Origin of the sequence: Methylomonas sp. DH-1 (assembly GCF_046097555.1) — a bacterium.
In the GTDB taxonomy this organism is placed as follows: domain Bacteria; phylum Pseudomonadota; class Gammaproteobacteria; order Methylococcales; family Methylomonadaceae; genus Methylomonas; species Methylomonas koyamae.
Map to the genome: position 1 here is coordinate 4,424,037 of NZ_CP143089.1, position 24,877 is coordinate 4,448,913.

The window sequence follows — 24,877 nt, forward strand, 5'->3', positions numbered from 1 at the left end:
TTTATAAACTGAATTTTTCGCCCAAATACACTCTGCGCACCTCGTCGTTCTCGACAAGCTGCCGGGATTGCCCTTCGGCGATAACCTTGCCTTCGTTCAAAATGTAGGCGCGATCGCATATTTCCAATGTTTCCCTGACTTTGTGCTCGGTGATCAGGATACCGATACCGCGCTGCTTCAGATGCGCGATAATTTTTTGCAATTCCAGAACCGAAATCGGGTCGACGCCGGCAAACGGCTCGTCCAATAAAATAAACTGCGGCTCGCTGGCCAAAGCCCGGGCAATTTCGACCCGGCGCCGCTCGCCGCCCGACAGCCCCAGCGCTACTTGATTGCGCAAGTGGCCGATGCCGAACTCGGCCAGCAATTCGTCGATGACCAGCTCGATCTGGCCGTCGGTCAAATCGTCGCGAATCTGCAGCACCGCCCGCAAATTATCGGCGACGCTGAGCTTGCGGAACACCGAGGCTTCCTGGGCCAGATAACCTATCCCCAGCCTGGCCCGCCGATGCATCGGATGCAGCGTAATCCGCTGGTCGTCGAGAAAGATATCGCCGCGGTCCGCCTTGACCAAGCCCACCATCATGTAAAAGCTGGTGGTTTTACCGGCACCGTTCGGACCAAGCAAGCCGACAACCTCGCCGGTATCGACCAGCAAACTAACCCCGTCGACCACATTGCGCGAGTTGTAACGCTTGTACAACTCCTTTGCAACCAAGCGCGCCACTATTGCGCCTTCTTGGTTTTGGGCTGTATCACCGAGTGCACCCGCTTGCCATCGGAATTGGACTCGCCGGCCTTCAACAACGAGTTTTTCGTATCGTACTCGATGTATTCGCTGGATTGTTTGGCATCGCCCTGCCAAACCGAAGCGTTTTTCATGAAAATCAACAAATTCTTGTCTGGGTAAAACTCGTTGATCAAACCTTCGCCGTGCATTTCGTCCTTACCCTCGGCCGGCAATTGTTTGAAACGGGACGGTTTACCCGTCGCCACCAATTTGGTGATCGCCCCGTCTTTCAGATATACCACCAACTGGTCGGCGTCGATTCTGATGCTGCCCTGGGTCGCCACCACATTACCGGTGTAAGTGCTGACCTGGCTTTTCTCATCGTAGACGGCATTGTTGGAATCGATATAAATAGGCTGTTCGGAATCCGACTCCAAACCGAACGCAAGCCGCGCCGACAACAACAGGCCTACCCCGACTATTCTACTTAATTTCATAGCGACCTTTCACTTTGGACAACAATTTCAGGTGAATCGGACTGACAAAAGTCGCCTCCATTCCTATCCCTTCCGTTCTATTGGGAGGACTGATAATTTCCGCCCAAGCTTGGGTCTGTGCAAAATGACTGGCGAGTTTGACTCGCAAATCCGATGTGTTAATAGTTAAAGCCGAATTGGTTTTCGAAGCATCGCGGTTGATATAAGCCTTGCCGTTCAACTGCAAATTATCGCCGTCCGCCGCCATAATGCCGCTTTCGGCTTTGATCGACCACGGGTTTTGATTGGGATTGAACAGCGTCATGACCGGCTGCTGCAGATGCGTACTGCCGTCGGCCTTGTAGTGCTCCATCCGTGCGGCCGACAATTCGCTTTTCGGCAATCCGTCCAAATCCATCTCTTTTTTGTAATAACCCACGCTGAAGAAATCCGGACTATTCTCAGCAATTTTTATTTCGGCGTCACGCTGTTCGTTGAGCTGCACCAGCCACCAGGACAGCAGCGCGGCCAGCCCGACATAGACAAAGATCTGAAAATTCCTCTGCGATGTCATAAGTAGCTTTGCAGCACACCGGCAAAAGTACCTTGAACCTGCATGATCAAGTCGCACACTTCCCGGACCGCGCCCAATCCGCCGATGGTCTCGGTACGCCAATGCGCGTGTTCCAACACGGCGAAATTGGCATCCCGTACCGCTACCGCGAAACCGACCTGCCTCATCACCGGCAAATCCAGGATATCGTCGCCGACGTACGCCACTTGCCGCGGCTGCAAATTCAGGCGCTGTAATATATCGGCGAAAGCCGCCCGTTTGTTTTCATGCCCCTGGTAAACCAGCTCGACCCCCAAACCTTGCATCCGCAACGCCACCGAATTGGATTTGCGGCCGGATATGACCGCGACTTCGACCCCGGTTTGGCGCAACAACTTGATGCCGTGGCCGTCGCGGGCGTGAAAGCACTTATATTCCCGGCCGTTATCGTCGAAAAACAAGCGGCCGTCGGTCAGCACGCCGTCAACATCCAACACCAATAATTTGAGCTCGCGGACGATAGCCAACTGCTCAGAGCTTAATTCAAACATTTCCGTTCACGCTTCAGACGATACCGGCACGCAGTAAGTCGTGCATATTCAATGCGCCGAGCAACTTTTTGCTTTCGTCGACCACCAATAAGGCATTGATTTTTTGGGCTTCCATGATTTGCATTGCTTCGGCGGCCAGCATGCGCTCGTCGACGGACTTACAACCCCGAGTCATGACGCTGCCGATTGGGGTAACGTGCACGTCCAGGTTTTTTTCCAGCATGCGCCGCAAATCGCCGTCGGTAAAAATACCGGCCACCCGCCCTTGCGCATCGATTACCGCAGTCATACCCAATTTCTTGCCGGTCATTTCCAACAGCGCCTCGCCGACCAGCACGGTATCGGCCACCACCGGCACTTCGCCGCCGCGGTGCATAATGTCGCCTACCTGCAATAACAACCGCTTACCCAGACTGCCGCCCGGATGGGACAAGGCGAAATCGTCCCGGGTAAAGCCGCGGGTTTCCAGCAACGACACCGCCAGCGCATCGCCCATCACCAGCGCCGCAGTCGTACTGGCCGTCGGCGCCAGCCCCAGCGGACAGGCCTCCTGCTCCACCGCGACATCGATATGCACGGTGGCGAACTTTGCCAACGTCGAGGCGGGATTGCCGGTCAGGGCGATCAACGGCACACCCAGGCGCTTAATAATAGGCAAAATCGTCAGAATTTCTCCGGTTTCGCCGGAATTCGACAAGGCCAACACCACATCCTGGCGAGTAATCATGCCCAGGTCGCCGTGGCTGGCCTCGCCCGGATGCACAAAAAACGCCGGCGTACCGGTGCTCGCCAGCGTCGCGGCGATTTTCCCGGCGATATGGCCGGATTTGCCCATGCCGGTAACGACCACGCGGCCTTTACAGGCCAGTAGTAAGCGGCAGGCACTGACGAAATGCTGATCGATACGCTCGGCCAACGCGGCAACCGCTTGCATTTCGGTTTGAATCACTGCCAACGCCAACGATTGGATGTTCTGATCGCCGCCCACTAAAAACCGACTCCGCGCAGTTGAGTAAAAAGGAACCATTATTGCATGTTATCTGCCGACTTTTCACCCCAAGTCATTGACTTATTCTCGACCAGTCATAGAAAATAACCAGTTACCAATCCGGATACTCCTGTAAGTACAGCAGATGGCCAATAGCGCAAGCCCTGAAAGCAACCTCGTTTCGATTAGCAACTTGAGCTTTTCCAGGGGCGCCAGAAAGATTTTCGACGGCATCGATCTGGAAATTCAGCGCGGCAAAATCACCGCGATCATGGGCCCCAGCGGCACCGGCAAAACCACACTACTGAAACTGATCGGCGGACAACTGGCGCCGGAGCGCGGCCAGATCCACGTCGACGGCTTGAACGTCCACCGCTTGCCGACGCGGGATTTGTACAACTTGCGTAAACGGATGGGGATGCTGTTCCAAAGCGGCGCCCTGCTGACCGATATGAACGTTTACGACAATGTGGCCTTTCCGCTCCGCGAGCACACCCATTTGCCGGAATCGATGATCCGCACGCTGGTGCTGATGAAATTGCACGCAGTCGGTCTGCGCGGCGCCCACCGCTTGATGCCGAACGAACTGTCCGGAGGCATGGCGCGCCGGGTAGCTCTGGCCCGGGCCATCGCGCTGGACCCGATGATGATCATGTACGACGAACCGTTCACCGGCCAGGATCCGATCTCGATGGGCGCGCTGGTGCATTTGATTAAGGCCCTGAACACGACGCTGGGCTTGACCAGCATCATCGTCTCCCACGACGTGCAGGAAACGGCGGCGATCGCCGACTACATCTACGTACTGTCCGGCGGCCGCGTCGTCGGCCAAGGTACTCCGCAACAATTGGCGGCCTCCGATTCGGAATGGGTGGAACAGTTTATGAACGGTTATGCCGACGGCCCGGTGCACTTCCACTATCCGGCCCCGGATTATCTGGACGACTTGTTGTCCGGCAAATAAGCCCTATTTGAGAACGCGATGCTCGAATTACTGCAATCCCTGGGAAAAACCACGCGCAGCGCTTTCGCCAAACTGGGGCGCGGCACTTTTTTTCTGCTGCACACCTTGTCCGGCATCAGCGAAGTCGTGCCACGCCCGAATTTGCTAGTGAAGCAAATGTACTCGGTCGGCGTGCTGTCATTTCTGATCATCACCATTTCCGGCCTGTTCGTCGGCATGGTTTTGGGCCTGCAAGGCTTCAATATTCTGTCGGACTTCGGTGCAGAAGAGTCGCTCGGGGTCATGGTCGCCGCATCGCTGGTCCGCGAATTGGGCCCGGTGGTATCCGCCCTGCTGTTCGCTGGCCGCGCCGGCTCGGCACTGACCGCCGAGATCGGCCTAATGAAAGCCACCGAGCAACTGTCCGGCATGGAAATGATGGCCGTCGACCCGATCAACCGCATCATATCGCCGCGCTTCCTGGCCGGTTTTCTGGCGATGCCGTTGTTGGCGGCGTTGTTCAGCGCGATCGGCATCTTAGGCGGCCATCTGGTCGGCGTCGGCATGCTCGGCGTCGACGACGGCGCATTTTGGGCGCAAATGCAGGCCAGCATCGATTTTCACGAAGACATCGTCAACGGCGTGATCAAAAGCGTCGTGTTCGGCTTCGTCGTCTCCTGGATCGCCCTATTCGAAGGCTACGACGCCATTCCGACCTCGGAGGGCGTCAGCCGCGCCACCACCCGCACCGTGGTCAATTCGGCGTTTTCGGTACTGGCCCTGGATTTCATCTTAACCGCACTCATGTTTGGAGACATTTAACATGCAGCATTCCAAGACTCAGGATACTCTGGTCGGATTTTTTGTCGCCTCCGGCATTGCCGCGTTGTTTTACATGGCCCTGCAAGTCAGCAACCTCGGTAGTTATACCAGCGACGACAGTTACACGGTCATTGCCCACTTTCAAAACTCCGGCGGCCTGAAAGTCAAATCGCCGGTATCGATCGCCGGCGTCCGCATCGGCCGGGTGTCGTCGATCCGCTTGGACCGCGACAGCCACGAATCCGTCGTCGAAATGCGCATCGAATCCAAATACGACAATATACCGATGGACTCCGGTGCCAGCATTTATACCGCCGGCCTGCTGGGCGAACAGTACATCAGCATCGACCCCGGTTCGTCGGAAGAATATTTGCACGACAAAAGCAAGCTGGACATCACCAGCTCGGCCATCGTGCTCGAAGAAATGATAGGCAAATTCATGCTGAACAAGGCGGAAGGCAAATAAATGCCGAAACTGACCGTAACCGAGCAAGCGCCAGGCCATTACACCGTGGAAGGCAATTTGACCTTTGCCAGCATCGACAAGCAGTCGTTGAAATCCTTCAATTTTCTGAAAGGCATGGACAGCATCTGCATCGACCTGGCCAACGTCGGCACTACCGACAGCGCCGGCTTGGCGCTGATGATCGAATGGATCAAACAGGCCCGCAGCAACCGCGTCAAACTGTCTTTCAAAAACGTGCCGGCCCAATTGTTGGCATTGGCCAAACTCAGCGGCTTCGACGAAACCGAATATTTTGCAAACCGCACGCCTTAGGCGTGCGTTCTGCCCCACTTACCCGAGAGCATTCATGGATAAATTACTGATTACCGGCGGCCAACCCTTACAGGGCGAGCTGCGCATTTCCGGCGCCAAAAACGCCGCACTGCCGATTCTGGCTGCAACGCTACTGTCCGAAGTACCGGTCAGCGTAGGCAACATCCCGCATCTGCACGACATCACCACGACGATGGAACTGCTCGGCCAAATGGGCGTGGGCCTGACCGTCGACGAACGCATGAACATCGAAGTCGACACCAGCACCATTCATAAATACGAAGCGCCTTACGAACTGGTGAAAACCATGCGCGCCTCGATCCTGGTGCTGGGTCCGCTGCTAGCCCGCTTCGGCGAGGCCTACGTGTCGCTGCCGGGCGGCTGCGCCATCGGCACCCGGCCGGTCGACATCCATATCGACTCGCTGATCAAGATGGGCGCCGACATTACCGTCGAAGCCGGCTACATTCACGCCAAAGCCTCGCGGCTGAAAGGCTGCCGGCTGGTGCTGGATAAGATCACCGTGACCGGTACCGAGAACATATTGATGGCCGCCACGCTGGCGGACGGTATTACCATCATCGAAAATGCCGCAAAAGAACCGGAAGTCACCGATCTGGCGCATTTTCTGAATAAAATGGGCGCCAAAATCAGCGGCGTCGGCACCGATATTCTGACCGTCGAAGGCGTCGAAAAGCTCGGCGTTCCCGGCCTGCACTACGACATCCTGCCGGACAGGATCGAAACCGGCACTTATCTGGTCGCCGGCGCGATCACCCGCGGCCATGTCCGTTTGAAAAATACCGACCCGAACACGCTGGACGCCGTACTGGCCAAGTTGAAGGAAGCCGGCGCCGACATTACCTGCGGCGAGAACTGGATCGAATTGAACATGCACGGCAAACGGCCGAAAGCGGTCACGGTCCGCACTGCACCGTACCCGGCCTTCCCGACCGACATGCAGGCCCAATTTACTGCGTTGAATTCGGTCGCCGAAGGCGTCGGCCTGATCACCGAAACCGTATTCGAAAACCGCTTCATGCACGTGCAGGAATTGCAACGCATGGGCGCGCAAATCAAACTGGAATCGAATACCGCGATTTGTACCGGCAACGAAGGCCTGAAAGCGGCGCCGGTCATGGCCACCGACTTACGGGCCTCCGCCAGCCTGGTGCTCGCCGGCCTGATTGCGGAAGGCGAAACCTTGGTGGACAGGATTTACCATATCGACCGCGGTTACGACCACATCGAAGAAAAACTGTCGCAATTGGGCGCTACCATTCGCCGCGTTCCCAACTAAAACTTATCGCGAAGCCATGTTAACCATTGCCGTATCCAAAGGCCGAATTTACGAAGAAGCCCTGCCGTTTTTGCAACAAGCCGGCATTACGCCTATCGACGATCCGGACAAAAGCCGGAAATTGATCCTGCAAACCACCCGCGACGACGTGCAATTGGTCATCATCCGCGCCACCGACGTGCCGACCTTCGTCGAATACGGCGCCGCCGACCTCGGCATCGCCGGCAAGGACGTGTTACTGGAGCACGGTGCGGAAAGCCTTTACGAACCACTGGATTTGGGCATTGCCGGCTGTAGGCTGATGACGGCCGGTCCGGTCGGCGCCGCGCCGGTCAAAGGCCGTTTGCGCGTTGCCACCAAATACGTCAAAACCGCACAGCGCTATTTCGCCGATTTGGGCGTGCAGGCCGAGATCATCAAACTGTACGGCTCGATGGAGTTGGCACCGTTGGTTGGTCTGGCCGATTGTATCGTCGACCTGGTCGACACCGGCAATACCTTGAAAGCCAACGGCCTGGAGCCGCGAGAGCTGATCGCCAACATCACCTCGCGGTTGGTCGTGAACAAAGCGGCTATGAAAATGAAACATCAAGCCATCCAAGCTCTTATAGACCAATTCGAATCCACTCTGGCGCAGAGGTAAGCACCATGGCTGCGATCAAAATGTTACGCCTGGACAGTTCGTCCGCCGATTTTGCCAAACAATTGCAGGCCCGCCTGGATTGGGACGCCAGCGACGATTTGGAAATCCATAAACGCGTGCTGGACATAATCGCCGATGTCAAAAAGCGCGGCGACCGGGCTCTGTTGGAATATACCAACCGTTTCGACCGTACCGCATTCGGCAGCGGCAAGGAACTGGAATTGGCGCCGGAAGCATTAAAACTGGCTTGGGACACCCTGCCCAGCACGCAGGCCATTGCCTTGCAAACCGCGACGGATCGGGTCCGGGCGTACGCCGAGCATCAAAAATTGCAGTCTTGGCAATACACCGAGCTGGACGGCACGCTGCTTGGGCAGAAAGTCACGCCGCTGGACAAAGCCGGCCTCTACGTACCGGGCGGCAAGGCCGCTTACCCTTCGTCGGTGCTGATGAACGCGATTCCGGCCAAAGTTGCCGGCGTCGGCGAATTGATCATGGTAGTACCGACGCCCGGCGGCGAAACCAATCCGTTGGTACTGGCGGCGGCTTATGTCGCCGGTGTGGACCGGGTATTTACAATCGGCGGGGCGCAGGCTGTCGCCGCGCTGGCGTACAGCACCGAAACCGTGCCGGCCGTCGATAAAATCGTCGGCCCCGGCAACATCTACGTCGCGACGGCGAAAAAGCTGGTGTTCGGCCAGGTCGGCATCGACATGATCGCCGGCCCGTCGGAAATCCTGGTGATATGCGACGGCCTGACCGATCCGGACTGGATCGCGATGGACCTGTTCTCGCAAGCCGAACACGACGAAAACGCCCAGGCGATTCTGATCAGCCCGGATGCCGGCTTTCTGAAAAAGGTCGAAGCCAGCATCAACAAACTGCTGCCGGAGATGGAACGCGCCGCCATCATCAAAGCTTCTTTGACCGGCCGCGGCGCGTTTATCAAAGTCACCGACCTGGACGAAGCGGCTCAAGTCGCCAACCGTATCGCTCCGGAACATTTGGAGTTATCGGTCGCAGAGCCGGAGGCTCTGGCAGAACAAATCCGCAATGCCGGCGCCATCTTCATGGGCCGCTACACCGCCGAAGCCCTGGGCGATTACTGTGCCGGCCCCAATCACGTGTTGCCGACCTCCAGCACCGCTCGCTATTCTTCGCCGTTAGGCGTCTACGACTTTCAAAAACGTAGCAGTCTGATCAACTGCTCCGCAACGGGGGCACAAAATTTAGGGAAAATTGCCTCGGTATTGGCGCGCGGCGAAAGCTTGACCGCTCACGCCCGCTCTGCGGAATTCAGGATTTAAGATAAAGAGGGACGACCCGATTCGGCCGGAGCTGATTCGGTTCGTGCCGGTATACCGGGGATGGGGCGGCAAACTCGGCCGCCACGGGCAACCGCCCGTTAGCAAGATCCAACTATAACGGAGCCGACCAATGTGCGCCGACTGACAGCCAGACGCACACCGACTTCGATCAAGACTACAGCAATAACCGGCGGATGTCGGCCAAGTTGGCTTTCAACGCTTCCATGAAACGAGCACCTTCGGCGCCGTCGATGACACGATGGTCGTAGGTGATATCCAACGGCAACATCAGTTTGGGTTCGAATTCCTTGCCGTTCCAAACCGGCTGCACCTTGGAGCGGGTTACCCCCAGAATCGCCACTTCCGGCGCGTTGACGATAGGCGTGAATGCGGTGCCGCCGATGCCGCCCAGGCTGGAGATGGTCATGCAACCGCCCTGCATGTCGGCCGGTTTCAACTTGCCCAGCCGCGCCAGCTCGCTGACTTCGGCCAATTCTTGCGACAACTGAAAGATACCTTTTTTGTCGACGTCGCGAATCACCGGCACTACCAATCCGTTCGGCGTGTCTACGGCGATACCGAGATGGTAGTATTTTTTCAGGAATAGCTTGTCGCCTTCCGGCGACAGCGAGCTGTTGAAGGACGGAAATTTTTGCAGCGCCGCGACCAGCGCTTTCATGATGAAGACCAAGCCGGTGACTTTGATACCGTCTTTGCCTTGGCCGGCGTTGACCGCTTTGCGGAACTCTTCCATGCCGTCGATGGCGACTTCGTCGTGGTAGGTTACCAGCGGTAGATTGAGCCAGACCCGGGTCAAATTTTGCCCGGTCAAACGTTTGATTTTGCTCAAAGGCTTTTCTTCGATTTCGCCGAATTGGGTGAAATCGACCGCCGGAATGGCCGGAATGCCGGCCCCGCCGCTGGCCGTCGCAGCGGAAGCCATCGCCCGCTTGACGAAGTTTTTCACGTCCTCCTGCAAAATTCGCCCTTTGCGGCCGCTACCGCTGGGAATTTTACTCAGATCGACGCCGAGCTCGCGAGCGAACAAGCGGACACTGGGAGTGGCGTGAGGTTTGAAGCCTTCGCCACTAGCCGCGACAGAAGCCGTCGCTGCCGCCGCAACCGGCTGCGCCGGCTCCGCTTTCGGCGGCTCGGCAACCGGTGCCGGCGCAGCGGGTTCGGGCTCAACCGGAGCTGGCGCCGGAGCAGCCGCTTGCGCCGCCGGTGCGGCAGCCGCTTCTCCGACTTCGACGGTGACGATCAAAGTGCCTTCCGCCACTTTGTCGCCCGGTTTGATATGCACGCTTTTGACTATGCCGGCGGCGCTGGACGGTAAGTCCATCGTCGCCTTGTCGGTTTCCATCACGGCCAATGTCTGTTCGATCGCCACCACATCGCCGGGCTGGACCAAGACTTCGACGATATCGATTTCCGGCACGTTGCCGACGTCGGGGACTTTTACTTCAACTAAAGAACTCATCTATCGTTTTCCGTTAATTCAGCCGTTAAATCAACCAAGGAGCGCTGGCGTCGGGGTCGATGCCGTATTTGGCTATCGCCACGTCGACTTTAGCGGCTTCGAATTCGCCGGCCTGCGCCAGCGCTTGCAACGCGGCGACAGTCACGTGGTAGCGGTCGACTTCGAAGAATTTGCGCAGGTTAGCCCGAGTATCGGAGCGGCCGAAACCGTCGGTTCCCAATACCGTGTAAGGATTTTTCACCCAGGGCCGAATCTGTTCGGCAAAGGCGCGCATATAGTCGGTAGCGGCGATAACCGGCCCTTTGGCATCTTCCAGGCAACGTTCGACATGCGTGGTACGCGGCTTCTCGGTCGGATGCAACCGGTTCCAGCGCTCGCAGCTTTGGCCGTCGCGGGCCAGCTCGGTAAAACTGGGGCAGCTCCACAGATCGGCATCCACCCCCCAATCGTCGTGCAGCAATTGCGCGGCAAAAATCACTTCGATGAAAATGGTGCCGGAGCCCAGCAATTGCACGCGAGGTTTGTTGCCCTTATGGCCTTTGCGGAACAAGTACATGCCTTTCAGAATGTCGGCCTCCGAACCCTCGACCAAGGCCGGCTGGTCGTAGTTTTCGTTCATCAGGGTGATGTAATAGAAGATATCTTCCTGCTCGACATACATCCGGCGCAGGCCGTCATGGATGATCACCGCCAGTTCGCAGGCGAAGGTGGGATCGTAGGAATAACAGTTCGGTACGGTGGCGGAAATCAGATGGCTGTGGCCGTCCTCGTGCTGCAAACCTTCGCCGTTCAGTGTCGTGCGGCCGGCCGTGCCACCGAGCAGGAAGCCGCGAGTGCGTTGGTCGGCGGCGGCCCAAATCAAATCGGCAACCCGCTGGAAACCGAACATCGAGTAGTAGATGAAGAACGGAATCATCGGCGTGCCGTGCGTGGAATAGGCGGTGCCGGCCGCAATCCAATCGCACAGACCGCCGGCTTCGTTAATGCCTTCCTGCAATACCTGGCCGTGCTTGTCTTCCTTGTAGAACATCAACTGCTCGGCATCCTGCGGCGTATAAAGTTGGCCGACCTGCGACCAAATCCCCAGTTGGCGGAACATGCCTTCCATACCGAAGGTACGCGACTCGTCCGGCACGATAGGCACGACGCGTTTGCCGATTTGCTTGTCCTTGACCAAGGTGTTCAGGATGCGGACAAATGCCATCGTCGTCGAGATCTCGTGGCCTTCGCCGGTACCGTCCAGCAAGGCTTTGAATGCCGACAGCGCCGGAATTTCCAGCGAATAGGATTTGGCTCGGCGGGCCGGCAGATAACCGCCCAGATCGGCGCGGCGCTGGCGTAGGTATTTCAGTTCTTCAGAGTCTTCCGCGAAGCGGATATAAGGCAGGTTAGGCAGGTCTTCGTCGCTGATCGGCAGTTGGTAACGGTCGCGGATACCCTTGATCGACTCCAGACTCATCTTTTTCTGTTGATGGCTGGTGTTTTGCGCCTGGCCGGAATCGCCCATGCCGTAACCTTTGATGGTCTTCGCCAGAATTACGGTCGGCTGGCCTTGATGGTTTGCCGCCGCGTTATAGGCCGCGAACACCTTGATCGGATCGTGGCCGCCGCGGTTCAATTCCCAGATGTCGCGGTCGGTATAATCCTTGACCAGCTCCTTCAGTTCCGGGGTATTGAAGAAATGCTCGCGCACATAGGCGCCGTCTTTGGATTTGAAGGTTTGGTAGTCGCCGTCGACGCATTCCATCATCCGCTTGACCACCAGGCCGTCTTTGTCGCGCGCCAGAATCGCGTCCCAGCGCCGGCCCCAGATGACTTTGATGACGTTCCAGTTGGCGCCGCGGAAATTGCTTTCCAGTTCCTGGATGATCTTGCTATTGCCGCGCACCGGGCCGTCCAGGCGCTGCAGGTTGCAATTGATGACGAAAATCAGATTGTCCAGCTTCTCGCGGCCGGCCATGCCGATCGCGCCCAAGGTTTCCGGTTCGTCGCATTCGCCGTCGCCGAGGAAGGCCCAGACTTTGCGGCCTTCGGTATTGGCCATGCCGCGATCCTGCATGTAACGCATGAAACGGGCTTGGTAAATCGCCATGATCGGGCCCAAGCCCATCGATACGGTCGGGAATTGCCAGAAATCCGGCATCAGCCAAGGATGCGGATAAGATGACAGGCCGTTGCCGCCGACTTCCTGGCGGAAATTATCCATTTGCGCTTCGCTCAACCGGCCGAGCAAGAATGCCTGGGCGTAGGTTCCAGGTGCCGAATGGCCTTGCGAGAAAATCAAGTCGCCGCCGTGCTTGTCGGAGGCAGCGTTCCAGAAATGGTTTTGGCCGACGTCGTACAAAGTAATGGCCGAGGCGAAACTGGCGATATGGCCGCCGACATTGGTGTGCTTATTGGCCCGCAGCACCATCATCATCGCATTCCAACGCACGTAAGACCGAATGGTACGTTCGATGTCGGTATTGCCGGGAAATTTGGGTTGCTTATCGACCGGAATCGTATTGATGTAAGGCGTATTGGCGGAGAAGGGAATATCCAGTCCGGCTTGTCTGGCGGTGCTGAGCAGGGTTTCGATCAGGTAACTGGCGCGTTCGCTGCCTTCCTTTTCGATCACCGCTTGCAGGGCTTCCATCCATTCTTGAGTCTCTGCGGGATCAATATCGTATTTGGCGGCAATGTCGGTGTTGTTGGTCATTACGGAACCTAGGAAACATGGAAATAGCCTGAAAAGGATACCCGAAAAGGCCGGTTTGAGCATGTGTTTTTTACGCGGCGGAGCCGCCGGACAACTGGCTCAGGCCGTACCTTTCCGAGCCAATCGGCGAAGCGGCAAGACTCGTTGCCGCCGCCGTTTTTTAGCCGACCCGCCCCAAAAGTACAGTGGATTCGCAAGCCGGCATGCCTTAGAATTTGCATTGGTTCAAAATTTAGGGAAATTGCGATGGGTAAAGGCTTAATAAAACTATTCACGCTGCTGGCTCTGGCAACAACGGGCTTGCAGGCAAAAGCCGCTTTGCAGGAAGTGGTTTACACGTCGCCCATGTACTGGCAGACCATTGACGGCGAGAATTTCACGTTCACTATCGAAAACGCACCGTTGGCGGCACTGGCCGAAGGCGTATTTTCATTGCACGCGCGCGGCGATTATGGTCTGACATCCTCGACCGAGAGTATTTTGGTGCAGATTGAAGACGGCAACAGCGTCGCAGTGGACGTACTGTCCCAAGACGGTACGCTGATTAATGCCCACGATACAAACGATCTGATCGAATGGCGTTGGCAGATCGCATTAAGCGACCAAGATTTGGTCGACTGGACCCAAGACGGCCAAATAATCGTTAAATTGGACTTGGCCAGCGCGGTCAATGCCAATCTGGTTGCGGGCGGCTTGACCGATCAATTCCCGCCCTTCGTGCAAGCAAAACTGAGTTACTTCACCACTGCGGTGCCGGTACCGGCGGCGGCTTGGTTATTCGGCAGTGGATTGCTTGGCCTATTCGGCTTTAGCAAGCGCGGTCGAGCAATTTAAAAGCTTAAATTCGGCAGACATCAATAAAAAACACGGCTTCGGCCGTGTTTTTTATTGCCCGAAAACTTTGCAGTTAATGGGAAACAACGCTGTCGGGATGGTTTAACGGCGCCAGCGTGTCGGTCAAATGGGTCAAAGTCTGGGTACCGACCTGAACGCTAAAACTGCCCGACTTACTGTCGCCGTCGCCATCCGTCGCCACAAAATCGAAGGGCAACGGCAAGGTTTGCGTATTCGGAAAATTCGAGTACTTCAACCCGGTTACTTCGAAACTGCCGCTTATCACCTCGATTTTTAAAGTGTCGTAACCGCCGTCCACGACGATGGCCGGAGCATCTCCCCCACCGGGAGGCGCGCTGTAGCTGACTGCTTTACTGCCGACTTCGGCACCGCCGCGGTAAGCGGTCCATTTGAACGAGTCGGCACTGCCGCCGACGTTGATTTCGCTCAACCTGACGCCATTGACTAACTGCGGTGCGTCTACCCCGAAGTTATTGACCGTACCGAACTGGTAGGTAACGCTTTCGCCCTTGTCCATCACGCCGCCGTTGACGCCGACATGGCCATTATCGAGCACCAGGCCCGCGCCGGTAATCAGCAGCGAATTGCCAACCGCAATATTCCCCAGCGGGCCGACGGCGGCCGCAGCGAAATTCAAGTCGATAATCGCCGCCGCCGGCAAATCCAACACGCTTTCCAACGTCAACGTATAGTCGCCGACATTAGTGCCGTTATGCGTAGGCAGCAACGTAAACACCAGGCGATCTTCGGCGCCGAATCCGGCCGGACCGTTATCGACGTAGGCATACAATTCGTCCAGACCGTCGTTGTTGGTATCCAATACCGTAAACGATACGCTGTCGGATAACGAGGTTACATTTGCCGTAGGCTTTACCAGGGCGATGCCGCCGTTACTGCCAAAACCGTCGAAGCCGAGATCGTATTGAATCAAGCCCGACAAGCTTTCTCCCGCCGCATCTTTCATTTCGGCATTGTGTAATAACTGGCCATTGCGACCGCCAACCGTCGGACCGTCGTCGAACACGCTTGCAGTAAATGCCGTATTCGCCACAGCACCGTTCGTGCCGGTCAATACCGCGGAAATATCGTATTGGATCGGCGCCGAAGCGGCATCTGCCAAACCCGGGTGCGGCAATGCTTCTTTCAGCGCAAACTCGTAGCTACCGTCGGCATGCACCGTAATCCGATAGGTGCTGGCCTCCAAAGTCTTACTGGCCGCATCCCAAGTCGCTCCGGCAGCCGCCAAAGTCACGGAAACCGGCGCCTGGCCGTTGATCGACAGCGATCCGGTACCGTTGGGCTCCAGTAACACGGAATGCCCTGTCGTTTCCAATCTCCCACTGGTCTCGTCCAGCGTAGCGTTCGTCGCTGCCACGGTCGGGATATAGCCGACGCTGATCGTGGCTTGATTGGAGACCAAACCCAAATTGTCCGTAACCGTATATTTGATCGGTGTCGGATTGCCAAGGAAGCCCGGCTCCGGAGTGAAAGTGACATTGCCGTTCGTCGAGTCAACGCTCCACACCCCTTCCCCGGCAACTACCAGAGACTGGCCTGGGCCGGCCGAGCCGACTAATTGAATAGTTGAAGGCTCCGGTTTCGGGCCATCGGGGTCGAAGTCATCATCGTGCACTCTAAGTAATACAGCGGGCGTCCCCGGCGTTTGACCGCCGATGCTATTATCCCCGGCCACCGGCGGCAAATTTCCGCCGGTAATGGGCTCTCCGGGCAGGGTTCCGGGATTCAATAGCAACACTTCCGGGGCGATATCGTTGAACGCGACGCTGGGGCCGGTGGTGTCGAAACCGTTGGTGACCGGTGCGACCGGATTCAGATAATCGACGCTGACCGGGACATGGCCTTCGTTACCGGCAACGCCGCCGCCCGCGGGACCGGCACCCGGCGCACCCGCCGCTGTCGGATCGGCGATTTGGGTCGGATCGGCGCCAGCCAACAAGGCCGCTTGAATGTCTTCGGCCGAAGGCCCGGCGGACGTCGGATTCGGCGCAACGGCTACCGCTTCCTGGGATTGCTCCCGCAACGCGGCGCCGAGCGGCATGCTGTCGTTAGCGCCCATATCGACGCTGGAACCGTCTGCCAACTCAACGACAATGCTGCTGCCGGCGGCGGTTGCCAGCACATCGGTGTCGAACACCCTGTCGCCGGCTTGTAATGTCCTTATGCTGCCGTCGGCTGCAGTGGCCCTGGCCGAGCCGCTCACTGATTTGACGATACCGATTTCTCGAGCCATACCTCGCTCCGGGTAAGTTCAACCAAAGTGCACAATAGTATGCCAGCCCGGCAACTCAGTACAGTAGCCGCTACAAAAAACCGTGAACGCGCGATCAAGAACTGCAAGACAACATCGAACATCCCGCCCGCTGTTTGGCCCAATCCGGACGCTTCTCGGCGAAGCGCTCGCGGCCGGGTTGCTCGCTATACGGGTTGCGCAACACGTCCAACAATTCCGCCACCAAACCGAAATCGCCCTGCTCCGCCCGATCGATCGCCAATTGCGCCAGATAATTGCGCAGCACATATTTCGGATTCACCGCATTCATCCGCTGCCGCCTAGCCTCTGGATCGCCAGCCTCGCTCCGCGAGCGGCTGCAATACTGCCCGAACCAGGCCAGAGCCCGATCGCGCAACTCGGCGGCCAACGGCGCATAGCTGTTGCGCTCCAGCATCGCCACGAAATCGGCTGCCGAGCCGGCCGGAGCATACGGATCGAGATCGGCCAGTTGCCGGTAGAACAGCGTCATATCGGTTTCGGCAGCTTGTAACAGTTGCAACAAATCGCCGACCAGGGCTTCGTCTTTGTCCGGATCGAAACGGCTCAGCCCCAATTTGGCGGCCGTCGTAGCGCTCCAACCGTCCGCGAAGGTTTCGCTGAACACCGATAGCGCTTGCTGCAAGGACTCCGCACGCATGACCAACGGGTAGATCGCGTTGGCCAGTTGCACCAGATTCCAATAGGCGATCTTCGGTTGATTGCCGAAGCGGTATCGCCGTCCCTGAGCATCGGTCGTATTCGGCGTCCAGTCCGGATCGTAGTTCTCCAGCCAACCGTAAGGCCCGTAATCGATGGTCAAACCCAAGATGGACATATTATCGGTGTTCATCACACCGTGTACGAAACCGACCCGTTGCCAATGCACGACCATTTCAGCGGTGAGCCGACAGACTTCCTCGAACCAACGCAGATAGGTCTGCGGCCCCGGCTCGCCCAATTCCGGGAAATCGCTGCGAAGCGTATAGTCCGCCAATTTTTTTAACGCATCCAAATCGTCGCGGGCGGTAAAAATCTGGAAATTGCCGAAACGGGTAAACGACGGCGCCACTCGGCAAACAATGGCGCCCTGCTCCAATTGCGGGTTGCCGTCGTAGAACATATCCCGCACCACGGTTTCGCCGGTCAGCACCACGCTGAGCGCACGAGTGGTCGGCACCCCCAAATGGTGCATCGCCTCGCTGCACAAAAACTCGCGGATCGACGAGCGCAACACGGCCAGACCGTCGGCGCTACGCGAATACGGCGTGCGGCCGGCCCCTTTCAATTGCAGGGTTCGGCGCCGACCGTCCGGACAGACCGCTTCGCCGAGATTGATGGCTCGGCCGTCGCCGAGCTGCCCTGCCCAATGGCCGAACTGGTGGCCGCCGTAACACATCGCGAATGGCTGCATGCCTGCCGCCAAGCGGTTGCCGGCAAAAACCCGGCAAAAATCTTCGGACAGGCAATCCTGGTCCGAAAGCCCCAATTCCGCTGCCACTTCCGGCGAATAAGCCACCAAGCGCGGGCTTTTCACCGGCGTCGGCTGCACCAACGAGTAACAGGCACCGTAAACCTGGCGGCGAAAATTATCGGTTTCGGCGTCGCCCGGCAGTTCGCGGACGAAACGGTTATCGAATCTGAGGCAATCGAGGGTGGAACTATCGGCATGGGTCAGCATCTGGGCATCCGGGTTCTGGCTAAAAAGTTTACGGGTGGCAACCGGAAACGGCTAAGATAAACCGTTAAACGCTAGTTTAAAAACATCAATTTTCCTGAAGGCAATGCTTATGAAAAACCATTTCGTCAAACTCAATCCGCGCGCTTTAACGTTAACGTCGCTGTTGCTGGTTAGCGCCTTATCGACAACGCAATTGACCGGTTGTTTCACGGTCGGCCAGGAGTTTGCAGCAAATCATGTGCCGGAAATTAAAATCGGCCAAACCCGGAAGCAGGATATTAGCGAGCTGTTCGGCACGCCTTGGCGCACCGGCATGGAAGACGGCAAACCGACCTGGACCTACGGCATTTACAAGTACGCCTTGTTCGGCGGGACCGACTCGCAAGACTTGCTGATCCGTTTCGACCCGCAAGGCATCGTCCGTTCTTACACGTTCAGCACCACCCGCAAATAAGCGCAGTCCGTCACCTCGCCGGCCGGCCGCGGCCGGCATCCGCAATCGGGTTAAACCACGCCGGGAACGGCCGCATCCTCAGCGCGGTCGTCGCCGGCGTAAAACCGGAAGCAATCCCGACCGGCACATTTGGCTTGGTACATCGCGCTGTCGGCATGTTTCATCAGCGTGGCGGTATCGGCACCGTCGCGCGGATACAGGGCAATGCCGACGCTGCAGAAAATATCCAGCGCCCGGTCTTGAATCCGGAAAGCACGGCTCAGCACCTGCAAAATACTCTCCGCCACCAACGCTGCCGCTACGGGCTGTTCCAATTGGGTCAGTAGCGTGCGGTCGCGCCGCGCCTGAGCCATGGCCTGGTGCAGGTGGTCAGTCAGCGCATCGTGGCGGGCCAGATGGTGCAGATGGTCCTCTACAGTCTTGCGCGCAGTGATGTCCAGCATCGTCACCACGTAATGGGTCACGGCGCCGCCGGCGTTTTTACGGCGGTAATCGTCAACCATTCCGAGAACACTTTGCCGTTTTTGCGCCGGTTCCAAATTTCGCCTTGCCAGGAGCCTTGGCGCTGGATGCTGTCCCACATTTGCGCGTAAAAATCGGCGTCGTGTATCCCCGACTTCAGCAGCTTGATCCTGCGGCCGACGACCTCGCGCGATTAATCCAGAAAATTGCAGTTTTGCGGCGTTCGAGCATGGTCTTGGTCAACCGCAATTCGTTTTCGATGACCTTCAAAGCCGCGATGTCGTCGTAAACGCCCAAAACGCCGATGGTCCGGCCCTGGCTGTTACGCAACGGCGTCTTCGACCTACGCCGCAAGATACGCCGACCTTCCGACGTGGTTTGCCGCTCCCCGTAAGCCAACTTAGCGTAGCCGGTTTGTACAACCAGGCAGTCGTCGGCCCGTTATTGTTCGGCTTGCTCGTTCCAAGCCAATTGCCGGCCGACCTTGCCGACGATGTCGGCGGCTGCGCTCAAACCGCCGTCGGCTGACCAAGGCGGCGACGCTGAGCGACGCCACCAACCCGGTCAACAGATAATCGAAGCTGACCTCATCGTGCAGCAAACCGTCCATCGCCGCGACAATCGATCCGGTGAGCATGCTCGCCACTAGCACCGTTACAGCCAAAGCCGAAATTTAGAGAGGCGCAGCAAGCGCAGGAGAAAACGGTGGTTCAAACTTGCGGTTCGTGGAGAGGGGAAGACGGCGAACGGTCGATAAAGCAGATCGCTTCTTGGCAAAACCTGTAGGCATTAACTTACAAGACCACTCCTGTTTTGCAAAACATTTCAGGGTTTTCCTATTTACAGCGCCGCCACGCCACTTTAACGCTCGCGCCCACCCATGCGCCGCACCAGCAACAATGCCAGCGCCAACAGGCAAAAGCCGGCCCCGGCATGAAATGTCGCCGCTGCGCCGGCCCGGTCCCACAACAGCCCGGCCAGCACGCTGGCCAGCAGCATTGCTACCCCACTGACCAAATTAAAAAAGCCGAACCCGGTACCGCGCAAATCGTCCGGTGCGGTATCGGCCACCATTTTCGCCAGCAAACCCTGCGTCATCCCCATATGCAGCCCCCACAGACCGACGCCGGCCAGCATCGCCTCCCAGCGCGCGCTGGCAGCCAAAATCAAATCGGCGCCGACCAGCACCAGCAAGCCCCAGGCCAGCAAGGTCCGGTGCGGCATCCGGTCGGACAGCCGCCCGAACGGGTATGCGGTCGCCGAATAGACAATATTCATTGCCACCATAACCAGCGGCACCCAAGCGATACCGATGCCGCCCTGCTGCGCCCGCAACACCAAAAACGCTTCGCTGAAGCGGGCCAGAGTAAATACGGCGCCAACCATCACCACCCACCAGTATTCCCGGCCCAGGCGCTGCAAATTGCGGCGGCGGATCGGATTGCCGCGTTTGGCTCGCGCCAGGTTGGCCGGTTCTTGGACGCCGAAAAACAGCATCGCCACCGAAAGTGCGGCGGGGATCACCGCCACCCAGAACACCGCCCGGAAATCGTTGGCCCAGGCCAGCATCAAACCGACCGCCAGCAGCGGCCCCAGGAACGAGCCAACCGTATCCAACGACTGCCGCAATCCGAAAGCCGCGCCGCGTATTTCGACCGGCGTCACGTCGGCCACCAACGCATCGCGCGGTGCGCCGCGCATACCCTTGCCGACCCGATCCAACAAGCGCGCGCTCAACACCATATCGACGCTGGCAGCCACAGCGAACAACGGCTTGGTCAGCGCGCCTAGGCTGTAGCCCAGCAAGGCCAAGCTCTTGCGCTTGCCCAGATAATCGCTGAGCGTGCCGGAAAATACCTTGACGATCAGTGCGGTAGCTTCGGCCGCCCCTTCGATCAAGCCGATACTGAGGCTGCTGGCGTGCAATACCGTCGCCATGAACAACGGCAACAGGCTGTGGATCATCTCCGACGAAATATCCATCAACATGCTGACGCAACCCAAAGCCCAAACGCTGCCGGGAATTTGCCGCCACACCGGGCGCGAGCCGCTTTGTTTCATAGCATCGCCTCATTACCTTTGCTCGGAGCCGAACCGCGGCGGCGGCAACCTCCGCCAGCCGATTGACATTATCCGTTAGCGGTGTAACCGTAAGCGTTTTTACGCTAACAGGAGAGTTACATGATATCCCGCTTATTGTTTTTGGCTTTGTTTTTCAGTTCCGGGCTGCAGGCCGCGCTGCACGAACAGAGCGTCAGCTACCAGGCCGGCGGCACCACATTCAAGGGCTATCTGGCTTGGGACGACGCCAAGGGCGAGAAACAACCCGGCGTGCTGGTCGTGCACGAATGGTGGGGATTAAACGACTACGCCAAGCAGCGCGCGAAAATGCTGGCGGAACTGGGCTATACCGCACTGGCCGTGGACATGTACGGCGACGGCAAATTCAGCGAACACGCGGCCGAAGCCTCGGCGTTCATGACCAGCGTCGTCGAGCGGGCCGGCGTTTCCGAACAGCGTTTTGCCGCCGCCGAGGCATTCCTGAAGCGGCAGCCGAGCGTTGATCCGGGCAAAATCGCCGCAATCGGCTATTGCTTCGGCGGCGCCACGGTATTGAACATGGCCAGACAAGGTGCCGACTTGGCCGCCGTGGTCAGCTTCCACGGCAATCTGGTCAGCAAAACCCCGGCCCAAGCCGGCAAAGTCAAAGCCAAAATTCTGGTGCTGAACGGCGCGGCGGACGAGTTCGTCACGGGCGACAGCATTGCCGCGTTCGAAACCGAAATGGCCAAAGCCGGCGCCGACTACCGCTTCGTCAATTATCCCGGCGTCCGCCACGGCTTCACCAACCCGGATGCTGACCGGCTGGGCAAGGCCAATAACCTGCCTATCGCTTACGACGCCGATGCCGACCGCCAATCCTGGGCGGCGATGCAAGAGTTGTTTCGGCAGGTTTTCCGCAAATAAGGCTCCGCTGCTGACTTAAGCCGGCAGCGAATCGAGCAGGATTTTGAATTCGGCAATCGGCAGCGGTTTGCCGAACAAATAGCCTTGAAACGCCGCGCAGCGGTTGTCTTTCAAAAACGCATGCTGCGCGGCGGTTTCCACGCCTTCGGCGATCACGTTGAAGCGAAAATTGTTGGCCATATCGATGATGGTTTTGACCAGCACGGCGTCGTTCGGGTCGGATACGACATCGCGGACAAAAGTTTGGTCGATTTTCAATTGGTCTAGCGGCATCTGCTTCAAATACGACAACGACGAATAACCGGTGCCGAAATCGTCCAGCGACAAGCGCACGCCCAACGCTTTGAGCCGGTGCATTTTGGCGACGACTTCGCCGACGTCGTCGACGATGACGCTTTCGGTCAGCTCCAGTTTCAAGCGGTCGACATTGATGTTATGAGCCGAAATCGCCGTGCTGACCGCATCGACAAAGTCCGGTTGGCGAAACTGGTGGGCGCTGACATTGATCGCCAACAGCAGACCGCGGGTCGCTTCCTGCTGCTGCCATGCCGCCAATTGCCGGCATGCCGTGTCCAGCACCCAGGCGCCGATCTCCAAAATCAGCGAACTCTCTTCCGCCACCGGAATGAATTGGGCCGGCGAGACCATGCCGCGTTGCGGGTGCAACCAGCGGATCAGCGCTTCGGCGCCTAAGGGCTTGCCGTTACTGTCGATCTGGATTTGGTAATACAAGTGCAATTGGCCTGCGGCCAGCGCCTGGCGCAGATCGGCCTCCAATGCGGCGCGGGTTTCCACCGCCTGCTGCATTTCCGGGTCGTAAAACCGCACCGTATTGCGCCCGGAGTTTTTGGCTTGGTACATCGCGATATCGGCCCGCTTCAGAATGTCGCCGGTCGACAAGCCGTCGCCGCAAAACAGCGATACACCGATGCTCGGCGAGCTGTGGTAAACATGGTTCTCGATGTGGTAAGCCACCGCTAGCGCCGCCCGGATTTTTTCGGCGACCGCAATCAGCTTGTTCGACGCCTGCAACGGGTCTTCGCCCAACTCTTCGATCAATACCACGAACTCGTCGCCTCCCAACCGGGCCACGACGTCGCTGCCGCGCACAACAAAACCGATGCGTTTGGCGACCTCGATCAACATCAAGTCGCCGTAATCGTGGCCCAAGGTATCGTTCAACACTTTGAATTTATCCATGTCCAGGAACAGCACGGCGCCGTATTGCCCGCTGCGGGCCGAATTGGCCAACGCCTGGTTGAAGCGGTCCAGCAACAGGCGCCGGTTGGGCAGCTTGGTCAACGGATCGTAGAACGCCAGATTGCGAATCTCGGCTTCGGCGCGTTTGCGTTCGGTAATGTCGGTAAAGATCGCCACGTACCCGGTGGTAGCGCCGGACGGATTCTTCACGGCGGTAATCGTCAGCCACTTCGGGTAAATTTGGCCGCTTTTGCGCCGGTCCCAAATCTCGCCGGCCCAGGTACCGGTTTCCAGCAGCCGCGACCACATTTCGCTATAGAACACGTTATCGTGCCGGCCGGAACTGAGGATGCTCGGATTCTTGCCGGCGACTTCCTCGGCACTGTAACCGGTGATTTTCTGAAAGGCGTTATTGACCCGCAAAATATTGCCGCCGGGATCGCTGATCATGATCGCCGCGTCGGTCTCGAACGTGACTGCGGCGATCCGCATCTCCTCTTCGGCCTGTTTCCGCTCGGTGATGTCGATGGCAATGCCGAGCAGATGCGTGGCATTGCCGGCCGCGTCGCGCAAAGCCGTTTTTCGGACGTACAGGCAACGCAATTCGCCCTGCGCCGTCGCCACCAACGACTCCGGGATATCCAACGTTTCGTTTGCCGCCAAGGCCTGGCGGTCGCTATCGGCAAACAACTCGGCCTGTTGCGGCGGAAACAGGTCGGCATCGGTTTTTCCCAATACCTGTTCGGCGCGATAGCCCAACAATTCTTCGCCGGCCCGGTTGAACAATTCGAAGCGCAAATCCTCGGCCCGCTTCAGAAACACGACCGCCGGAATGTTCTGGATGACCGATTCCATCAACTGTTTGGCCCGGCGCAGATTCTCGGCGGCGCGTTGGCTGTCGCCCATGTCGCGCCAGACTGAATACATCGCCGGCCGACCGTCCCACTGAATCTGAGTCAAGGTCACTTCCACCGGCAACAGGGTTCCGTCCAGCCGCTTGTGCGTCCAGTTGAACCGGTGAATACCGGACCGGCGCACGATTTCGAACTGTTTGGCGGCTTTGCGCGCCGAAGCCTCACCGTCGGGCTGGAATTCCGGCGAAATATCCACCGGGTGTAGGTGCAACAGTTCCGGTTTGCTGCTTAAGCCCAGGGCACGTAAGGCTGCGGCGTTGGCTTCGACGAAGTGTTCGTCGCGGATCAGCCAGGCCGGGTCCGGCAATTGTTCGAATAGCGAGCGGAAACGGCCTTGACTTTCGTTCAGCGCGGCCAGGGCGGCTTCGGATTGCACCAGCTCGCCCCTGTAACGATCGCGGTAGCGGTGCATGGCCTCGATCGCCAACGAAACCACGATGCCGTCGAACGCAAACACCGAATTGGCCCAAAACGACAAGCGCAGGTTATCCGCCGTAATCGCAAAATAAGGCGGCGTGAAAAAATAGGTTGCCGCCAGCGCGCCGAGGCCGGTGGCTAGCAAGCCGGCCCGGTAACCGCCAACCGCGGCAGCAACCACCACTGCGGGAAAGAAAGTCAAATGCTGCAATTCGGCGCTGGCCGGAGCCCATCCGAGCCGCACCAGTAACGCCAGGACGGTCAACAGCGCCGCGAACAAGCAATGCCGCAATCCGCCGCGCCGGCCGCCGACCAAACTCGGGAATTTGGCGCCTAACCAATCCTGGCCGGCAACGGGCGTAGTATTTTCTGGCATGAATTCTCTCGCT

General features: G+C 58.1%; 24 protein-coding genes. 12 read left to right on the top strand and 12 right to left on the bottom strand.

Features of this window, described 5'->3' with window-relative positions:
* Position 1 precedes the first annotated feature (1 nt).
* Genes lptB through VXJ35_RS20260 form a run of 5 tightly spaced genes read right to left on the bottom strand, consistent with a single transcriptional unit; the run spans position 2 to position 3,244 of the window.
* Complete coding sequence (gene lptB / locus VXJ35_RS20240; RefSeq protein WP_054761372.1) at positions 2 to 727, bottom strand: LPS export ABC transporter ATP-binding protein; 726 nt, start codon at positions 725 to 727, stop codon at positions 2 to 4.
* Positions 727 to 1,227 carry a lipopolysaccharide transport periplasmic protein LptA gene (gene lptA / locus VXJ35_RS20245; RefSeq protein WP_054761371.1) on the bottom strand — a complete coding sequence of 167 codons (501 nt, stop codon included), beginning with the start codon at positions 1,225 to 1,227 and terminating at the stop codon, positions 727 to 729. Before lptA ends, lptB begins: the two co-directional genes overlap by 1 nt.
* The gene (gene lptC / locus VXJ35_RS20250) at positions 1,214 to 1,837 is read right to left on the bottom strand and encodes an LPS export ABC transporter periplasmic protein LptC (RefSeq protein WP_231914795.1); all 624 of its coding nucleotides are present in this window, start codon (positions 1,835 to 1,837) and stop codon (positions 1,214 to 1,216) included. The genes lptA and lptC overlap by 14 nt, the downstream gene beginning before the upstream one ends.
* Positions 1,777 to 2,310, bottom strand: coding sequence for an HAD family hydrolase (locus VXJ35_RS20255; protein WP_064022946.1), 534 nt, complete (start codon positions 2,308 to 2,310; stop codon positions 1,777 to 1,779). The genes lptC and VXJ35_RS20255 overlap by 61 nt, the downstream gene beginning before the upstream one ends.
* Positions 2,311 to 2,323: 13 nt before the next feature.
* Positions 2,324 to 3,244 (bottom strand): KpsF/GutQ family sugar-phosphate isomerase, encoded by a 921-nt coding sequence (locus tag VXJ35_RS20260; protein ID WP_197496103.1) that lies wholly within the window; start codon positions 3,242 to 3,244, stop codon positions 2,324 to 2,326.
* Positions 3,245 to 3,443: 199 nt separating this feature from the next.
* Here VXJ35_RS20260 and VXJ35_RS20265 point away from each other — a divergent pair, with 199 nt between their 5' ends.
* Genes VXJ35_RS20265 through hisD form a run of 7 tightly spaced genes read left to right on the top strand, consistent with a single transcriptional unit; the run spans position 3,444 to position 9,091 of the window.
* The gene (locus VXJ35_RS20265) at positions 3,444 to 4,262 is read left to right on the top strand and encodes an ABC transporter ATP-binding protein (protein ID WP_064022948.1); all 819 of its coding nucleotides are present in this window, start codon (positions 3,444 to 3,446) and stop codon (positions 4,260 to 4,262) included.
* Between the two features lie 18 nt (positions 4,263 to 4,280).
* Positions 4,281 to 5,063 carry a lipid asymmetry maintenance ABC transporter permease subunit MlaE gene (gene mlaE, locus VXJ35_RS20270; protein ID WP_064022949.1) on the top strand — a complete coding sequence of 261 codons (783 nt, stop codon included), beginning with the start codon at positions 4,281 to 4,283 and terminating at the stop codon, positions 5,061 to 5,063.
* Position 5,064: 1 nt separating this feature from the next.
* Positions 5,065 to 5,529 (top strand): outer membrane lipid asymmetry maintenance protein MlaD, encoded by a 465-nt coding sequence (gene mlaD / locus VXJ35_RS20275; RefSeq protein ID WP_064022950.1) that lies wholly within the window; start codon positions 5,065 to 5,067, stop codon positions 5,527 to 5,529.
* Positions 5,530 to 5,841 (top strand): lipid asymmetry maintenance protein MlaB, encoded by a 312-nt coding sequence (locus tag VXJ35_RS20280; RefSeq protein ID WP_064022951.1) that lies wholly within the window; start codon positions 5,530 to 5,532, stop codon positions 5,839 to 5,841.
* A 34-nt stretch (positions 5,842 to 5,875) separates the two neighbouring features.
* Positions 5,876 to 7,141, top strand: coding sequence for a UDP-N-acetylglucosamine 1-carboxyvinyltransferase (gene murA, locus VXJ35_RS20285; protein ID WP_064022952.1), 1,266 nt, complete (start codon positions 5,876 to 5,878; stop codon positions 7,139 to 7,141).
* 16 nt (positions 7,142 to 7,157) lie between these two features.
* Positions 7,158 to 7,784: an ATP phosphoribosyltransferase gene (hisG, locus tag VXJ35_RS20290; RefSeq protein ID WP_064022953.1), complete on the top strand. Its 627-nt coding sequence runs from the start codon at positions 7,158 to 7,160 to the stop codon at positions 7,782 to 7,784.
* 5 nt (positions 7,785 to 7,789) lie between these two features.
* Positions 7,790 to 9,091, top strand: coding sequence for a histidinol dehydrogenase (gene hisD / locus VXJ35_RS20295; protein WP_064022954.1), 1,302 nt, complete (start codon positions 7,790 to 7,792; stop codon positions 9,089 to 9,091).
* A gap of 175 nt (positions 9,092 to 9,266) precedes the next feature.
* Here hisD and aceF read toward each other — a convergent pair whose 3' ends face one another.
* The gene (gene aceF, locus VXJ35_RS20300) at positions 9,267 to 10,571 is read right to left on the bottom strand and encodes a dihydrolipoyllysine-residue acetyltransferase (RefSeq protein ID WP_064022955.1); all 1,305 of its coding nucleotides are present in this window, start codon (positions 10,569 to 10,571) and stop codon (positions 9,267 to 9,269) included.
* A gap of 25 nt (positions 10,572 to 10,596) precedes the next feature.
* Positions 10,597 to 13,269, bottom strand: a complete 2,673-nt coding sequence (gene aceE, locus VXJ35_RS20305; protein WP_064022956.1) for a pyruvate dehydrogenase (acetyl-transferring), homodimeric type — start codon at positions 13,267 to 13,269, stop codon at positions 10,597 to 10,599.
* A 246-nt stretch (positions 13,270 to 13,515) separates the two neighbouring features.
* Here aceE and VXJ35_RS20310 point away from each other — a divergent pair, with 246 nt between their 5' ends.
* A complete protein-coding gene (locus tag VXJ35_RS20310; RefSeq protein WP_064022957.1) occupies positions 13,516 to 14,103 on the top strand; it encodes a hypothetical protein in 588 nt (195 codons plus the stop codon).
* Positions 14,104 to 14,176: 73 nt separating this feature from the next.
* On the opposite strand, the gene VXJ35_RS20315 is transcribed toward VXJ35_RS20310, so the two are convergent.
* Both VXJ35_RS20315 and VXJ35_RS20320 read right to left on the bottom strand, forming a co-directional pair.
* Positions 14,177 to 16,375 carry a retention module-containing protein gene (locus VXJ35_RS20315; RefSeq protein WP_064022958.1) on the bottom strand — a complete coding sequence of 733 codons (2,199 nt, stop codon included), beginning with the start codon at positions 16,373 to 16,375 and terminating at the stop codon, positions 14,177 to 14,179.
* A gap of 94 nt (positions 16,376 to 16,469) precedes the next feature.
* On the bottom strand, positions 16,470 to 18,074 hold the full coding sequence (locus VXJ35_RS20320) for a YdiU family protein (RefSeq protein ID WP_064022959.1): 1,605 nt from the start codon (positions 18,072 to 18,074) through the stop codon (positions 16,470 to 16,472).
* 109 nt (positions 18,075 to 18,183) lie between these two features.
* On the opposite strand from VXJ35_RS20320, the gene bamE reads away from it, so the two are divergent.
* The gene (gene bamE, locus VXJ35_RS20325) at positions 18,184 to 18,528 is read left to right on the top strand and encodes an outer membrane protein assembly factor BamE (protein ID WP_054760962.1); all 345 of its coding nucleotides are present in this window, start codon (positions 18,184 to 18,186) and stop codon (positions 18,526 to 18,528) included.
* Positions 18,529 to 18,578: 50 nt separating this feature from the next.
* On the opposite strand, the gene VXJ35_RS20330 is transcribed toward bamE, so the two are convergent.
* Positions 18,579 to 19,031, bottom strand: a complete 453-nt coding sequence (locus VXJ35_RS20330) for a diguanylate cyclase domain-containing protein (protein ID WP_082881019.1) — start codon at positions 19,029 to 19,031, stop codon at positions 18,579 to 18,581.
* A 56-nt stretch (positions 19,032 to 19,087) separates the two neighbouring features.
* Between VXJ35_RS20330 and VXJ35_RS20335 the strand changes: the two genes are divergently transcribed.
* Together VXJ35_RS20335 and VXJ35_RS20340 are read left to right on the top strand one after the other, a co-directional pair.
* On the top strand, positions 19,088 to 19,279 hold the full coding sequence (locus VXJ35_RS20335) for a hypothetical protein (protein WP_157198242.1): 192 nt from the start codon (positions 19,088 to 19,090) through the stop codon (positions 19,277 to 19,279).
* A gap of 89 nt (positions 19,280 to 19,368) precedes the next feature.
* The gene (locus VXJ35_RS20340; RefSeq protein ID WP_157198243.1) at positions 19,369 to 19,518 is read left to right on the top strand and encodes a hypothetical protein; all 150 of its coding nucleotides are present in this window, start codon (positions 19,369 to 19,371) and stop codon (positions 19,516 to 19,518) included.
* Positions 19,519 to 19,851: 333 nt separating this feature from the next.
* Here VXJ35_RS20340 and VXJ35_RS20345 read toward each other — a convergent pair whose 3' ends face one another.
* Entirely contained in the window at positions 19,852 to 21,051 is a 1,200-nt protein-coding gene (locus VXJ35_RS20345) for an MFS transporter (RefSeq protein ID WP_064022962.1), read from the bottom strand.
* 120 nt (positions 21,052 to 21,171) lie between these two features.
* Between VXJ35_RS20345 and VXJ35_RS20350 the strand changes: the two genes are divergently transcribed.
* Entirely contained in the window at positions 21,172 to 21,957 is a 786-nt protein-coding gene (locus tag VXJ35_RS20350; protein WP_064022963.1) for a dienelactone hydrolase family protein, read from the top strand.
* Positions 21,958 to 21,972: 15 nt separating this feature from the next.
* Here the strand turns inward: VXJ35_RS20350 and VXJ35_RS20355 are convergent, their stop codons facing one another.
* Positions 21,973 to 24,864: an EAL domain-containing protein gene (locus VXJ35_RS20355; RefSeq protein ID WP_082881020.1), complete on the bottom strand. Its 2,892-nt coding sequence runs from the start codon at positions 24,862 to 24,864 to the stop codon at positions 21,973 to 21,975.
* Positions 24,865 to 24,877: the final 13 nt, after the last annotated feature.

Bases quoted from the DNA above. Each gene is read 5' to 3' on its own strand.
- lptA (WP_054761371.1), bottom strand. From the start codon at position 1,227: ATGAAATTAAGTAGAATAGTCGGGGTAGGCCTGTTGTTGTCGGCGCGG.
- VXJ35_RS20255 (WP_064022946.1), bottom strand. From the start codon at position 2,310: ATGTTTGAATTAAGCTCTGAGCAGTTGGCTATCGTCCGCGAGCTCAAA.
- VXJ35_RS20260 (WP_197496103.1), bottom strand. From the start codon at position 3,244: ATGCAAGCGGTTGCCGCGTTGGCCGAGCGTATCGATCAGCATTTCGTC.
- VXJ35_RS20265 (WP_064022948.1), top strand. From the start codon at position 3,444: ATGGCCAATAGCGCAAGCCCTGAAAGCAACCTCGTTTCGATTAGCAAC.
- mlaE (WP_064022949.1), top strand. From the start codon at position 4,281: ATGCTCGAATTACTGCAATCCCTGGGAAAAACCACGCGCAGCGCTTTC.
- mlaD (WP_064022950.1), top strand. From the start codon at position 5,065: ATGCAGCATTCCAAGACTCAGGATACTCTGGTCGGATTTTTTGTCGCC.
- VXJ35_RS20280 (WP_064022951.1), top strand. From the start codon at position 5,530: ATGCCGAAACTGACCGTAACCGAGCAAGCGCCAGGCCATTACACCGTG.
- murA (WP_064022952.1), top strand. From the start codon at position 5,876: ATGGATAAATTACTGATTACCGGCGGCCAACCCTTACAGGGCGAGCTG.
- hisG (WP_064022953.1), top strand. From the start codon at position 7,158: ATGTTAACCATTGCCGTATCCAAAGGCCGAATTTACGAAGAAGCCCTG.
- hisD (WP_064022954.1), top strand. From the start codon at position 7,790: ATGGCTGCGATCAAAATGTTACGCCTGGACAGTTCGTCCGCCGATTTT.
- aceF (WP_064022955.1), bottom strand. From the start codon at position 10,571: ATGAGTTCTTTAGTTGAAGTAAAAGTCCCCGACGTCGGCAACGTGCCG.
- aceE (WP_064022956.1), bottom strand. From the start codon at position 13,269: ATGACCAACAACACCGACATTGCCGCCAAATACGATATTGATCCCGCA.
- VXJ35_RS20310 (WP_064022957.1), top strand. From the start codon at position 13,516: ATGGGTAAAGGCTTAATAAAACTATTCACGCTGCTGGCTCTGGCAACA.
- VXJ35_RS20315 (WP_064022958.1), bottom strand. From the start codon at position 16,375: ATGGCTCGAGAAATCGGTATCGTCAAATCAGTGAGCGGCTCGGCCAGG.
- VXJ35_RS20320 (WP_064022959.1), bottom strand. From the start codon at position 18,074: ATGCTGACCCATGCCGATAGTTCCACCCTCGATTGCCTCAGATTCGAT.
- bamE (WP_054760962.1), top strand. From the start codon at position 18,184: ATGAAAAACCATTTCGTCAAACTCAATCCGCGCGCTTTAACGTTAACG.
- VXJ35_RS20330 (WP_082881019.1), bottom strand. From the start codon at position 19,031: ATGGTTGACGATTACCGCCGTAAAAACGCCGGCGGCGCCGTGACCCAT.
- VXJ35_RS20345 (WP_064022962.1), bottom strand. From the start codon at position 21,051: ATGAAACAAAGCGGCTCGCGCCCGGTGTGGCGGCAAATTCCCGGCAGC.
- VXJ35_RS20350 (WP_064022963.1), top strand. From the start codon at position 21,172: ATGATATCCCGCTTATTGTTTTTGGCTTTGTTTTTCAGTTCCGGGCTG.
- VXJ35_RS20355 (WP_082881020.1), bottom strand. From the start codon at position 24,864: ATGCCAGAAAATACTACGCCCGTTGCCGGCCAGGATTGGTTAGGCGCC.